Here is a 13594-nt window from a genome sequence, read left to right on the forward strand (position 1 = left end):
TGCATACCCGATGCGTTTCCCGCGCTGAGCCTGCCCTCAACCACCGACGATCTCGACACGAGGGAGCCAAAACCGCAGCTCACAGGCCCTATCGGTCAAGATCGTCAGTGTCCGCTCCGGGTCAGGCCAGTGCCTCCCGGGTCTCCCCCGCGATCTGGAGGTCCTCCCGTGCGGTGATCACGAACACGCGCACCCGCGAGCCCGGACCGGTCAGCTCCGCGTCCGGTTCGGCCTCGGCGTTGGCCGCCTCGTCCAGACGCACCCCCAGGAAACCGAGCCCGCCGACCGCGCCCGACCGCACCAGGGGCTGGTGTTCGCCCACTCCCCCGGTGAAGACCAGGGTGTCCAGCCCGTCCAGGGCGGCGGCCATCGCCGCGACCTTGCCGCGCAGCCGGTACAGGTACACGTCCACGGCCAACCGCGCGTCCGCGTCGCCCGCGTCGGCCCGCGCCACCACCTCGCGCATGTCGGGGGTGCCCGCCAGACCGGCCAGGCCGCTGCGGTGCGTCAGGCCGAGGTCCAACTCCTCGTAGGTGAGCCGTCCCTCCCGCAGCAGCCACAGCACCAGGCCCGGGTCCACATCCCCCGGCCGGGTCGCCATCACCAGGCCCTCCAACGGCGTGAAGCCCATGGTGGTGTCCACGCAGCGCCCGCCACGCACCGCCGACAGCGACGCGCCCGCGCCCAGGTGGGCGACCACCACCCGGCCCGGGTCGCCGCCCACCAGGTCGGCGGAGCGACGGGCCGCATAGGCGTGCGACAGCCCGTGGAAGCCGTAGCGGCGCAGCGTGTACCGGTCACGCCACGAGGCGGGCAGCGCGTAGGTGGCCGCCGCCTCCGGCAGGTCGCTGTGGAACGTGGTGTCGAAGCAGGCCACGTGCGGCACGTCCGGCAGCAGCTCACCGAGCACGTCGATCGCCGACAGCGCCTGCGGCTGGTGCAGCGGCGCCAACTCCACCAGGGACCGCAGCCTCCGGCGCACCTTGTCGTCAATACGCACCGCCGACCGGTAGGCCGTGCCGCCGTGCACCACCCGGTGCCCCACCGCGTCGACCCCGCCGAACCCGCGCAGCGCCTCGGCGACGTCGTCGGCGGGCAGACGGCCGTCGACGACGTCGAAGTCGCGCCGCTCCAGCAGCGTGTCGTCGGAGTCCAGCAGCCGCAGTTTGACGCTGGTGGACCCGGTGTTGACAACAAGGATCCGCATCAGTGCTCCCACACCCAGTCGCGGATCTCGGGGGCGTCCTCGCCGTACTTGCGGGTGTACTCGCGGCAGCGCAACCGCTCGTCCTGCATGCGCTGGCGCAGCCCCGCCGCGCGCACGCCCAGCCCCGGCACCCGGTCGATCACGTCCATGACCAGGTGGAAGCGGTCCAGGTCGTTGAGCATCACCATGTCGAACGGGGTGGTCGTGGTGCCCTCCTCCTTGTAGCCACGCACGTGCAGCTTGGCGTGCCCGGTACGGCGGTAGGTGAGCCGGTGGATCAGCCACGGGTAGCCGTGGAACGCGAAGATGACCGGCTTGTCGCGGGTGAACAGCATGTCGTACTCGCTGTCGGGCATGGCGTGCGGATGCTCGCCCTCGTTGCTCAACCGCATCAGGTCGACGACGTTGACCACGCGCACCCGCAACTCCGGCAGGTGGCGGCGGAGCAGGTCGGCGGCTGCCAGCGTCTCCAGGGTCGGCACGTCGCCCGCGCAGGCCAGTACCACGTCGGGCTCCTCGCCGTCCTCGGTGCCCGCCCACTCCCAGATGCCCGCACCGCGCGTGCAGTGGGCGATGGCCTGGTCCATGGTCAGGTAGGTCAACTGCGGCTGCTTGCCCGCCGTGATCACGTTGATGTAGTTGCGGGAGCGCAGGCAGTGGTCCATGGTGGACAGCAGGGTGTTGCTGTCCGGCGGCAGGTAGATCCGGACGATCTCCGGTTTCTTGTTGATGACGTGGTCGATGAAACCGGGGTCCTGGTGGCTGAACCCGTTGTGGTCCTGCCGCCACACGTGCGAGCTGAGCAGGTAGTTCAGCGAGGCGATGGGCCGCCGCCACGGCAGGGCGCCGCTGGCCTTCAACCACTTGGCGTGCTGGTTGACCATCGAGTCCACGATGTGGATGAACGCCTCGTAGGAGTTGAACAGGCCGTGCCGCCCGGTCAGCAGGTAGCCCTCCAGCCAGCCCTGGCACAACTGCTCGCTGAGGACCTCCATGACCCGCCCGTCGGGGGAGAGCTGCCGGTCCACGGGCAGGCGGCCGGTGTTCCAGGTCCGGTCGGTGGCCTCGAAGACCGCGCCGAGCCGGTTGGACTGGGTCTCGTCGGGGCCCATGATCCGGAAGGTGCGCGGGTTGGCGGCCACGACGTCGCGCAGGAAGCCGCCGAGGACCCGGGTCGCCTCGGACTTCTTCTCGCCGGGCCGTTCGACCTCCACGGCGTAGTCGCGGAAGTCGGGCAGGATGAGGTCGGTGAGCAGCAGTCCGCCGTTGGCGTGCGGACTGCCGCTGATACGGCGCTCCCTGCTGGGCACCACGGCGGTCGTCTCGGACCGGGGCGCGCCGTCGGCGTCGAACAGTTCGTCGGGCCGGTAGCTGCGCAGCCACTCCTCCAGGCTCCGCAGGTGGTCGGGGTTGTCCCGGGTCTCGGTGAGCGGCACCTGGTGGGAGCGCCAGGTGTTCTCCACCTGCATGCCGTCCACGGTCTCGGGGCCGGTCCAGCCCTTGGGAGTGCGCATGATGATCATCGGCCAGCGCACGTCCTCGGCGGTGCCGTCGCCGTGGCGGGCGCGGAACCGGATCGCGTCGATGCGTTCCAGGCAGGTGTCCAGAACTCCGGCCATCTGCTGGTGGACGGTGTCCGGGTCGTCACCCGCGACCACGTGCGGTTCGTAGCCGTGGCCGCGCATCTGGGCCAGCAGGTCGTCCTCGGGGATGCGGGCCAGCACGGTCGGTCCGGCGATCTTGTAGCCGTTGAGGTGCAGGATCGGCAGGACCGCGCCGTCGCGCACCGGGTTGAGGAAGCGGGCCGACTGCCAGCTTCCGGAGAGCGCCCCGGTCTCGGCCTCGCCGTCGCCGATGACGGTGGCGACCACCAGGTCGGGGTTGTCGAAGGCCGCGCCGAAGGCGTGGGAGAGCGCGTAGCCGAGTTCGCCGCCCTCGTGGATGGAGCCGGGCGTCTCCGGCGCCGCGTGGCTGGGCACCCCGCCGGGGAAGGAGAACTGGCGGAACAGCTTGCGCATGCCCTTGGCGTCCAGACCGACGTCGGGATAGGTCTCGGAGTAGACGCCGTCCAGCCACGCCGTGGCCACGGCCGCGGGTCCGCCGTGTCCGGGACCGATGATCCACACCATCTCGGTGCCGCGGCGGCGGACCTGGTGGTTGAGGTGCGCGTAGATGAAGTTGAGGCCGGGCGTGGTGCCCCAGTGGCCGAGCAGCCGCGGCTTGATGTGCTCGGGAGCGAGCGGTTCGCGCAGCAGCGGGTTGTCCATCAGGTAGATCTGGCCGACGGACAGGTAGTTCGCGGCTCGCCAGTACCGGTCGATCTCCTGGAGTTCGGTGGCGGTGAGCGCCTGTCTGGGAACGGACTCTGTCGCGGTCATGCGGTTTCCCTCTGGTTCGGTGGATGTCACCTTTCCACTACCGATGTCGGCGCCGGTCCATGCGGGCCCTTGGTCGCCCGCGGGTAAGTACTCCCTCCCGGTTTCGGAGGAAAAACGGGGTGCGCGCGGTGACCGCGCCGGGTGATAGTGCGGTCATGGAACGAGACGATCCGATTCCGGTGGCGCACCCCTCGACCGAGGAGCTGGCCCGTGACCCGCTGCCGCTGCGCGGACGGGTCGCCCTGGTCACCGGGGTGAGCAGGCGGGAGGGCATCGGGTTCGCGGTGGCGCGGCGGCTGGCCGCCCACGGGGCGAGCGTGTTCTGCCACCACTACCGGCCGCACGACGAGGAGCAGCCGTGGGGCCCCGACGACGTGGCCTCCGTGCTGGCGGGGGTGCGTGCGGCGCTGGCCGGTCCGGGGGCGCGGGTGGCCGACGTGTCCGCGGACATGGCCGATCCGGACGCGCCCCGACAGGTCATGGCCGCGGCGGTCGCCGAGTTCGGGCACGTGGACATCCTGGTGGCCAACCACGCGCGCAGCGGCGGCGACGGCCGACTGCCCGAGGTGGACGCGGCGATGCTGGACGCGCACTGGGCCGTGAACACCCGTTCCGCGCTGCTGCTGGCCGGGGAGTTCGCCGCCCGGCACGACGGCCGCGAGGGAGGGCGGGTGATCTTCATGACCTCCGGGCAGGTGCGGGGGCCGATGCCGGACCAGATCTGCTACGCCGCCGCCAAGGGCGCGCTGGCCGCGATCACACCGAGCGTCGCCGCGGAGTTGGCCCGCCGCGGCATCACGGTGAACACGGTCAACCCGGGCCCGGTGCAGACCGGGTACATGACGCGGGAACTGGTCGAACTGCTGCTGCCGATGCTGCCGTTCGGCCGCTACGGCTTCCCCGACGACCCGGCGCGGCTCATCGCCTGGCTGGTCACCGACGAGGCGCGGTGGATCACCGGCCAGGTCATCAGCAGCGAGGGGGGATTCACCTGGTGATCTCCTGCGTGGTCCGCCCACGGCGGTGCGGGGCGGACCACGGTCTCGGGGTCAGCCGATCGGGACGTCGGGCCGCTCGTCGAGGAACCGGTGCGCCCGGTCTTCTCCCGCTCGGGGATCAGCCTCCGGTGTTTCCCCACCGGTGCCCGCCGGGGTCCCACCCGCGCTGCGCCATCGAACAGCGGCCGCGTCCGCCTGGGCAAAGGCACCGGCCCGGTTCACCACCCTGAAGAGCGGAGCGCTCCCGGACAGAACCGGTAGCGGTCAGTGACCGAGTCCCTTCCGGAGCCCCGGTGCGCGCACCGGAGTATCGGGTGGGGCTTGACAATTCGCCCTTTTCTGCCGAATGCTCACGGCAGTCCACCGGCCCCGTCACGGAGCACACCCCCATGAACGAATTCCTGCTCGTCCTGGCGGGCGGCGCGGTCAGTCTGGTGACCAGCGCCACCGTCACCTGGTTGCAGGGACGCTACGCCCGCAGGAGCGAGACGCGGCTGGCGGCACGCGACGCCACCCGGCAGTTGACCAGCCTGCTCATCGCCCAGCGCGACGCCCCCGAGGGCACTCCCTCGACCACCGTGCTGGCCGAGGCGGAACTTCTCGCCGCCACCATCACCACGCGCCGCACCCGCGAGGCCGTGCAGGAGGTGATCCGACTGCTCCGGGAGTGCGAACTGCCGGAACTCGAACAGCTCAGCGGGGTGCGGGCGGCGCGGGCCCGCCAGATCCTGTGCGACCACGGCCTGGCCGTCCTCGGCGCGCACCTGCGCGGTGACCGACTGCCGTCGGTTCCCGAGACCGTGCGCAGCATGCGCAGCGTGGAGAACGAAGCGCTGAACATCCGCGCGGGCGGCTCCCCCGCCTCCTCCGCGGCCACGTCCCTGCCCCCGGTTCCGGACGTCACGAGCGATCCCGCCCCCGCCGGGGAGACCCCCGCGTCGGACACCCCCGCGGTCTCCTCCCGCAAGGTGCGCAGTCGGCCGCGCGCCTCCCGCAAGAGCGGTGCCACCGAACCCGACCCCCTGGACTGACGCGGCCCCACGCGCGGACCGGACGTCCTCGGACCGCTGTCGGTCCCCCCGGCGGCGACCTCCGCCCCGGCGGCACGTTCCGTTCCGAGGGCAACGCCAGCGGGGGAATCCCGCGCCGCGAGCCGCCCCGCCCGCTCGGGACCACCTGGGTCTGCGGGGAGCCCACCGGCCACGGGGTCGAACTGCGACTGTCGCCCGCGGACGGCGGTGGCACCGTGCTGGAACTCGAACGACTTCTTGCCGAACGGGGTGTTCGACCGCCTCAACGATCCCGCGAAGGGGCTGTGGGGCCTTACCCGAACGCGGTCAGGAGGCCGCCTCCCGGAGGAACGCGGTGACGCGGGCGGTGCCCGGATCGGCGAACCAGTCGACGCGGCCCTCGGGACGCAGCACCCGCTTGGCCGCCGCGGTGCTGTCCGACGCGAGTGCGGCGGCCGACTCGCCCGCGCCGGTCAGGTCGACGGCGTCGACGTCGGCGTGCGCGGTCAGCAGCGGGGCGAGTTCGGCTGTACGCCCGGTCAGGATGCCCACCACGCCGTCCGGCAGTTCCGCCTCGGCGAGCGCCTCGGCGAGGGTGAGCGCGGGAAGCGGTGCGCGTTCGCTGGCCACCACCACCGCCGTGTTGCCGCCCGCGACCACCGGGGCGAGCAGCGACACCAGTCCCAGCAGCGGCCCGAACGGCGGCGCGACGATCGCGACGACACCGACGGGCGCCTTCCCGTCGCACGCTCCCCCGATGATCCGGTCCGCGTAGTGGGTCCACCGGTCGGCGGCCGTGGTCACCAGCCGTTCGGCCAGGTCGGGAGCGACCCCGTCGGCGTCGACGACCTCCTGGACGAGTCGGGCGTGCCGGTCCCGCAGCGCCTCGGCCACCCGGACCAGGGACCGTGCCCGCCGGTCGGCGGCGTGCTCCGCCCAACCGCCGAAGGCGGTGCGCGCCGCGCGCACCGCCTCGTGGGCGTCCTCCTGCGACGCTCGGGGCACGTGGCCCAGCGGGGTTCCGTCCGACGAGGTCACCGGGTAGCTGTCACCGGGGGCCGACCGTGCGGACGCGCCGTCCGGGGAGGCGGCCACGGTCGCACGCGTCGCCGGGTCGCCTGTGAACTCGGTCATCGAAACACGTCTTTCCACCGGATACGCCGCTCGCGCGGCCGCGGGGGCCATCGCCCGGGGGCGGTGGCCTGATCGTCGACGACGAGAGTAGTTCATCCGCCGCACGGGGTTCCTCCGGTTTCCGGCAACACGGCGCCGTTCCGCCGCCTCCGGCGCGCATCTTCCGGGCGCTCTCGGGCAGTCGTCGGGTGTCCAGAGAAATCGGGAGGTAAGCATGGAGATCGGCGGTGGATTCTTCGGCACCATCATCAGTGCCCTCGTCGTCGGCCTGATCGTCGGTGCGCTCGGACGGCTCATCGTCCCGGGCAAGCAGGACATGCCCATCTGGTTGACGATTGTCATCGGCATCATCGCAGCCCTGCTCGGAACCGCGATCATGGCGAGCTTCACCGGTTCCTTCTGGCTGATCCTGATCGTGCAGGTGCTCCTGGCAGCGGCCGGCGTCTACCTCGTCTCGATGATGCGCGGCAGGCGGCGTCGGCAGACCCCCGTCTGACACATCCCCCAGCACCCGGAGTGGGTTTCCGGACACACCACGAGCCCGCGGCTTCGGCCGCGGGCTCTTCCGTTATGCGAAGAAAATCAACTTTCGTCGTTTTTGGTGATGGACCGGACCCGACCCAACGGAAGAATCAGCGATAGTGCGGGACCGTATCCCACATGTCCGCACCATCGCACCCCAACCTTCTCTGACCTTGGGAAATCCCCCTATGTCTCTCTTCCTGTCCCCGGGCCGCCGCAACGGACTCTCCCGGTCCCGCGGGGCCGCCGCCGTCAGCGCCTCGACCGCGGCCCTGCTGGCCTTCGGCTTCTGCGCGGCCCCCGCCGCCCTGGCCGCCCCCATCACCGTCAACCCCGTCTCCGGCAACCACGGCTTCCTCGTGATGACCGAAGCCGAGGCCATGCTCGCCAACGGCCGCTCCGAGGGTCCCGTCGCGGTGGGCGGAGACCTGGAGTTCATGGACTACAGCGTGGCCACGGCCACCGCCGGATCGTTCGTGGCCCCCGGCGACGACCAGCCGTCGGCCCTGGTGGTCGGCGGCACGGTCGGCACCGCGCTGTCCGGAGGCGACCTCGAGGTCCGCAACGGCGGCTACGTCAAGATCGGCGACCTCGGCGACGCCACGGTCGAGACCATCGACACGCACACGGCCATCTCCCTCACCGGTGAGGGCAGCGCGCGCATCACCCTCACCACCCAGCAGCCGCAGGAGTCGGTCCAGGGCTCCCCGATCGACTTCGCGGCGGCCTTCGCCGAGTACCGCACCCGCTCGGCCGCCCTGGCCTCCTGCGAATCCACCGTGGTACCGATCGACACCGACGGTGGGGAGCCCTTCGGCGACTTCCCCATGGCCGAGCGCACCGCCCGGATCGTCCTGGAGCAGGGCAGGCAGAACGTCTGGAACGTCTCCGCCGAGGACCTGTCCAGCCTCATGGGCATCGAGTTCGGCGACGTCACGCCCAGCGCCGACACCCCCCTGGTGATCAACGTGCTGCTCCCCGAGGGGAGCGAGGAGGACGCCTCCTTCCTGTTCGTCCCGCCCATGACCGGGGTCGGAGCGGCGGAGGCCCCCTACATCCTGTACAACGTCTCCGGCGCCCACAACCTGCTCCTCGGCAGCGCGGGGGAGGCTCTGCCGGGCACCGTGTTCGCGCCCGAGGCCACCGTTGTCGCGCTTCTGGAGAGCGGCCTGCGGGGCAACGCCATCGCCAAGCGCTTCGGGGTCTTCTTCCCCGAGGATGTGGTTCTGACCGAGGAGACGGAGACGGTCGAGGAGTTCCAGGCCCTCGAGGAAGAAGCGACTCAGGGGGAAGCGGAGGAGCAGTTGGAGGAGGTGGAGAGGGTCCGTAACACGCTGTACAACGTCCCCTTCGCCGCCGAACTGGAACTGTGCGGCACGGAGGCCCCCGACACCGGCTCCGGAGACGGCGGGCAGGACGGACAGGACGGGCAGGAGACCGGAGGCGGCGGGACCACTCCCCCGCCGGGCGAGGGAGGCCAGGACTCCACCCCCTCCCCGACCCCCGTCGCGGACGGCCCGAAACCCGGTGACACCACCGACCACAAGGACGACGGCGGCCTCCCGGTCACCGGCGCCAGCCTCGTCGGCCTGATCGCCGCCGCCGTCACCGCCGTCCTCGGAGGCGCCGCCGCCCTCGTCCTGGCCCGCCGCCGCAGGAACGCCTGACCCCACGTCACGGCGCGGTACCGGGGGCCCGGCGACCGCCGGGCCCCCGGCGCGCTTCCTCTCACCCGCCACCACCACCGGATTGGACAAAGAGCAAAAAACTGGGACGGGACTGCCGTTCCGGGGCGTTATCACCCGATTACCGGGTAGCCGTCTTCACGTGTGACCGGTGCGACGCCCAGGAATTGGTGATGCCCATGAGCGATGACGCCCGAGGCCCTATCCAGGCGACGCGGACCTTCCCCGGAACGGCCGAGAACTGCGGCAGGGCACGTTCCTGGGTCCGCTCCCTGACCCTTCCCTACCCAGACGTCCGCGACTCGGTGGAACTGGTCGCCAGTGAACTCTTCACCAACGCGATCAGACACACGCGGTCAGGAGATCCAGGAGGGTTGGTCCAGATGACACTCAGCACCGAGGACGACCCTCCGACGCTCCTGCGTCTGGAGATCACCGACGGGGGCCTGAGAACGGACCTCCCCAAACAGGTGGCCCACGCCCTCCTGCCGCCCAGTGACGCGCAGAGCGGCCGCGGCCTGTTCATCGCCTCTGTGCTGTCACGCGCCTGGGGACGCTTCCCCGCCCACGGCAACGGCGACCACCTGTCAGGCGCCGCCCTCGGACCGCACAGCGGTTCCATGACCACCTGGGTGGAGTTCTCCCTCCACCCGGAACTGGAGATGGCCGGAAGCCGATGATCGGCTTCCGGCCATCTCTGTGCGGCGCAACCGCGGACGAAGAGCCGGGGACCTGTCCACCCGACGGTCCCCGGCCTGTTCAGAGGGCCTGCGTCACGGTGGCGACCAATCGGAACTCGGTGGTCGTCCCGGTGTAGGCCCCGGTGTCGTCCACGCCGACGAACCGCAGCTTGAGGTAGAGGTCCCGGGTGGCTTCGACGGGCAGTTCACCCAGTTCCGAGGCGATGACGCGGCCGTCGGGTTCGAGATCGGTGGCGACCTGCCGCCAGACCAGCGCGGGGTCGTGCCAGTCCTGCCCCGGGTCGGCGCTGACCGCGACCTCCAGCACCCTGCTCAGCGGCCCGGCGCCGCCGGGGCCGTCGTCGGCGACCTCCACCGTCTCCAGGCTGCTGACCACTCCGGCAAGGTCCCCGGTGTTGCGCAGCGACACCGAGAACGCGCCCTCCGTCGGCCACATCAGGTCCGGGCCGACCTCGGAGAAGTCGACCAGGATCGGCTCCTGCCCCCCGGAGGAAGTGAACAGCTCCACGTCCAGACGCCCCGCCGAGATCGGCAGCGACCCCGCGGTGGTGTGCGCGGTGAACGCGGCCTGCGTGGTCACCAGCACCCCGCACACCGCCGTCGCCGCGGCGGCGACGCTGACCGCCACCAGCACCGGCTTGCGGAGCTTCATCCTCTTCATCCGGACTCCCGTCACGCCTGACCGAGACTGACGTCGAACACGAACTCGGTTTCGGCGCCCTGGAAGCGATTGTCGTACTCGGGGTCGCTGTCGGGCCACCGGAGTTGGAAGTGTAGTTCGCTGGACCCGCCCGGCCGGACCAGGGCGGGCCGCCCGGGCAGATGGTCGAGCACCGGTCCCGAGTCCAGTCCGATCCATCCGCTGCCGCGGGACCAGTTCGGGCCGCGGCCCTCGGCGGTGAGACTGTACCTGGCCTCCAGGGCCTCACTGAGGTTCGGCCGAGTGCCACCGGTGACCACGACGTCGATGGAGTCGATCAACGCGGGCAGCGAACCGGTGTTGCTGATCACCAGGGTGTAGGACTCGGTGGAGGAGGCGGGCCAGCGTCCCCCCGGAGCGGCCCCGCCGAGACCGACCAGCCCGCTGGCCCCGCCCGGACCGTGCTCGTCCACCTCCACCGTGAGGTCGCCCGCGGTGATCTGGCCGGGCTGGGAGACCGCGCTCGCGGAGAAGTAGGCGTAGGTCCCGCCGGCGGACAACAGCAGTGCCGCACTGGCCGTGGCGACGCCCAGGGCCAGAACGGTCCTCTTCCTCATGCTCGCGCCTCATCTCCCCCGGGTTCCGGTGACCGTGGACGGCCCCGCACCGGGATTCCACCGGTGCGGGAGACACCACGGCTAGTTCCCCTGGTTGAACTGGTCCAGGTTCACCTGGAACTTGAAGGAGGTGGTCGCGTTCATGTACGGGTTGTCCTCTTCGGGACTGCCGTTGGGCCACTCGATCTGGAAGTAGACGTAGACGGAGCTGCCCGCGGGCACGAGCTTGATGCCGGGCAGGTTGTCCAGCCTGCCGCTGTCCAGCGGCTCGAAACCGGGGTTGCCGAACGAGCCGGGCTCGAAGTCGAGCTGCCTGACGACGGCGCGGATCTGCAACCGGTCGGCCAGGTTCGGGTCGCTGCCGGCCAGGTCGACGATCTCCAGGGAGTTGATCTCGCCGTCGATGCTGCCGGTGTTGGTGACCTTCATGCGGTACCACTTCTGACCGATGAAGGGGAAGGTCAGGTCCTCGACGTAGACGTCGCCCGGGGCGGCGTTGGTGACCTCCACCGGCTTGTTCGACACACCGTGGCCGGACTGGTCGACGCGCACCTCCAGGTCACCGGCCTCGATCGACTGCTCGGCGGTCTGCGCGCTGTCGGTGAAGTAGGCGTAGGTGCCGCCGGTGATCGCCACCGCGGCGCCGATCACCGCCGCCGCACCCAAGCCCGCAACGAGTCTTTTGCTCTTGTTCATCCCGGTGGCCACGACGGCCCTTCCTTTCACGCCGTTGTCGGCGAAGCTGGGGGAGGTTCGCAGGGCGAGCCGGAAGGCGGTGGCCCCGAGGGTGCGCCGGGTGACGGAAGCCGTACGCCGAACCGTCCCGTTGCCGTCTTCGTCGCTGTCGCGTCGACAGAGCGGGACCGTCAGGGGGATGTGACGCGGCTCCATGTCCAGAGACGCCCATCCAGCGGCGTTGCCGCCGTGGTGCGCGTTCTCCGCCACCGGGCCTTCCGGTTCTGCCGTGTAGAACTCTGCCGACGGGGACGGCCCCGGTCATCCCCAAAGTGAACGAAGTCGTTTCCCTCTTTTTTGGCGATGAGTCGCGGCCTCGCCCGGTGCAGTCTGGGTCAGCGACACCCGTAGTGGTCGTGGACGAGATCACCGCCCCGGCGATGCGACCCCGCTTCGAGGATCGAGAGCATGAACGTGAACCGTGCTGACCGCGGCGTCGACGAGTCGACGCGACGGCCGGGCCCGTTGGCCGCGGCAGGCCGCCTCATCGGCCTGGTCGTGCTGTTCACCGCCGTGCTCCCCGCGGTCGCGCTGTCCCTGCCGTCCGCGGAGAGCACGGTCGCCGCCTTCACGGTGCGCGCCACCACGCCCGTCATCGAGGCGGTCGCTCCCACGCCCACGGCCTCTCCGAGCCCGTCGGCCTCCCCGTCGACGCTGTCGACTCCCGCACCGACCGCGACGCCCTCCCCCACACCCTCCACGACACAGGAGCAGGAGGAGTACGACGACCCGGAGCTGTCCCCGCAGAGCCCCCAGAGCGATCCCTCGGGAACGGACGTCGAGGACCGCTCCCCCCGTTCGCCGGGGCACCACGGGTCCGAGAGCCCCCACAGCGGCATGAACCTGTACGGTTCGGACACGCCCTCCGTACGAGGGCCGAGAGGTGACGACCTTGATCCGGCGTGAACCCTCCAGCCCCCGTTCGATCGCCGTGCGGACCGCCTCGTTCGTGCTGTGCCCCGTCCTCGTCCTCTCCTCCTCCGGTGCGCCCGCCCTCGCCGACCAGCAACCGCGCCCCGGAGGGGTGATCCGGGTCGGCGAGCAGGTGGACGTGAGTGGTCTGCACGGCGTCAACGTGTCCGACATCGCCCCCGGCTACCGGGAGTCCTGGCTGGTCACCGTGGCCAACGAGCGGAGCGAGTCGGTGACGCTCGGGGTACGGGTGGACGGGCTGGCCGACGACGACAACGGGTGCAACGACCCCGAGTCCCGGGTGGACGACTCCTGCGACGGCAGAGGGGAGTTGGGCGACCACCTGGAGCTGCACCTCGGCGTCCCGGACAACGTCCGCATGTTCAGCGCGTCCCTGAACGAGGCGACGTCGGGCAGCGGCCAGGTCGTCACCGTTCCCGCGCGGGGCGAGGCCGAGGTGGTGCTCGGGTTGACACTGCCCGCCGCCACCGGAAACGAGGTCCAGACCGACTCGGTGGAGTTCGTCCTGGTCTGGCGGGCCGAGGCGGTCCCCGGCGCTTCGCCGGACTCCTCCGAGGACGGTGTCGAACTGCGGTCGACAGTCGTGGGCGGCGGCGACTCCGCGAACCTGGCGCTGACCGGGGCGCGGGTCATGCTGCTGGTCGGACTGGCGATGGCACTGGTCGCGGGCGGAACCCTGCTGTTCCTGGTGGTGGGGCGCGAGCGGGAGAAGCGGCCGACGGACCGGGCCGCCGACCGCTGAGAGCGCTTCGGCCTTTGCCGCCCACGGGTGCGGTCCCTCTGGGAAAATCCAAAGACTGTGCGATACCTCCCCCTTCAATATCAATTCTCCGTAAAATTGCTGACGGGCGACACAATCCGGTGCCGCTGTTTCCGTCCGTTCGACGCATCACGCGGGAACGGGCTCTCCGCCACACCGCCCGGATGCGGTCCCAGGCGGTGACCAGGCCCGCGAGGCACACGAACGCGAAGGGGAGACCGCATGGGCAACAGCCTCGATCCGCACGGTGGCGGCTCTCCGCCAACCGGTGACT

Annotated in this window: 13 protein-coding genes; 7 read left to right on the forward strand and 6 right to left on the reverse strand. The window is 71.0% G+C overall.

What is annotated here, in order from left to right; all coding sequences use genetic code 11:
* Positions 1–121: 121 nt before the first annotated feature.
* Complete coding sequence (locus NI17_RS19030) at positions 122–1207, reverse strand: acetate/propionate family kinase (protein ID WP_068691570.1); 1086 nt, start codon at positions 1205–1207, stop codon at positions 122–124.
* Entirely contained in the window at positions 1207–3585 is a 2379-nt protein-coding gene (locus NI17_RS19035; protein WP_068691568.1) for a phosphoketolase family protein, read from the reverse strand. The genes NI17_RS19030 and NI17_RS19035 overlap by 1 nt, the downstream gene beginning before the upstream one ends.
* A gap of 155 nt (positions 3586–3740) precedes the next feature.
* Between NI17_RS19035 and NI17_RS19040 the strand changes: the two genes are divergently transcribed.
* Complete coding sequence (locus NI17_RS19040; RefSeq protein ID WP_119268184.1) at positions 3741–4583, forward strand: SDR family oxidoreductase; 843 nt, start codon at positions 3741–3743, stop codon at positions 4581–4583.
* A gap of 389 nt (positions 4584–4972) precedes the next feature.
* A complete protein-coding gene (locus tag NI17_RS19045) occupies positions 4973–5614 on the forward strand; it encodes a hypothetical protein (protein WP_068691566.1) in 642 nt (213 codons plus the stop codon).
* A gap of 306 nt (positions 5615–5920) precedes the next feature.
* Here the strand turns inward: NI17_RS19045 and NI17_RS19050 are convergent, their stop codons facing one another.
* A complete protein-coding gene (locus NI17_RS19050; RefSeq protein WP_068691564.1) occupies positions 5921–6727 on the reverse strand; it encodes an aldehyde dehydrogenase family protein in 807 nt (268 codons plus the stop codon).
* A gap of 214 nt (positions 6728–6941) precedes the next feature.
* On the opposite strand from NI17_RS19050, the gene NI17_RS19055 reads away from it, so the two are divergent.
* The 3 genes from NI17_RS19055 (at position 6942) to NI17_RS19065 (ending at position 9614) form a co-directional block, all read left to right on the forward strand.
* Complete coding sequence (locus NI17_RS19055) at positions 6942–7223, forward strand: GlsB/YeaQ/YmgE family stress response membrane protein (protein WP_068691562.1); 282 nt, start codon at positions 6942–6944, stop codon at positions 7221–7223.
* A gap of 214 nt (positions 7224–7437) precedes the next feature.
* Positions 7438–8916 carry a collagen-binding domain-containing protein gene (locus NI17_RS19060; RefSeq protein WP_119268177.1) on the forward strand — a complete coding sequence of 493 codons (1479 nt, stop codon included), beginning with the start codon at positions 7438–7440 and terminating at the stop codon, positions 8914–8916.
* Between the two features lie 191 nt (positions 8917–9107).
* Positions 9108–9614, forward strand: a complete 507-nt coding sequence (locus NI17_RS19065; protein WP_243597546.1) for an ATP-binding protein — start codon at positions 9108–9110, stop codon at positions 9612–9614.
* Between the two features lie 79 nt (positions 9615–9693).
* Here the strand turns inward: NI17_RS19065 and NI17_RS19070 are convergent, their stop codons facing one another.
* The 3 genes from NI17_RS19070 to NI17_RS19080 form a co-directional block, all read right to left on the reverse strand.
* On the reverse strand, positions 9694–10296 hold the full coding sequence (locus tag NI17_RS19070; RefSeq protein WP_068691558.1) for a hypothetical protein: 603 nt from the start codon (positions 10294–10296) through the stop codon (positions 9694–9696).
* An 11-nt stretch (positions 10297–10307) separates the two neighbouring features.
* Complete coding sequence (locus tag NI17_RS19075) at positions 10308–10892, reverse strand: TasA family protein (RefSeq protein WP_068691556.1); 585 nt, start codon at positions 10890–10892, stop codon at positions 10308–10310.
* Positions 10893–10973: 81 nt separating this feature from the next.
* Positions 10974–11837: a TasA family protein gene (locus NI17_RS19080; RefSeq protein ID WP_243597547.1), complete on the reverse strand. Its 864-nt coding sequence runs from the start codon at positions 11835–11837 to the stop codon at positions 10974–10976.
* Between the two features lie 198 nt (positions 11838–12035).
* On the opposite strand from NI17_RS19080, the gene NI17_RS19085 reads away from it, so the two are divergent.
* Positions 12036–12533 carry a hypothetical protein gene (locus NI17_RS19085; protein ID WP_147417014.1) on the forward strand — a complete coding sequence of 166 codons (498 nt, stop codon included), beginning with the start codon at positions 12036–12038 and terminating at the stop codon, positions 12531–12533.
* Positions 12511–13302 carry a hypothetical protein gene (locus NI17_RS19090; RefSeq protein WP_234401941.1) on the forward strand — a complete coding sequence of 264 codons (792 nt, stop codon included), beginning with the start codon at positions 12511–12513 and terminating at the stop codon, positions 13300–13302. The genes NI17_RS19085 and NI17_RS19090 overlap by 23 nt, the downstream gene beginning before the upstream one ends.
* Positions 13303–13594: the final 292 nt, after the last annotated feature.

The organism is Thermobifida halotolerans, assembly GCF_003574835.2.
GTDB lineage: Bacteria > Actinomycetota > Actinomycetes > Streptosporangiales > Streptosporangiaceae > Thermobifida > Thermobifida halotolerans.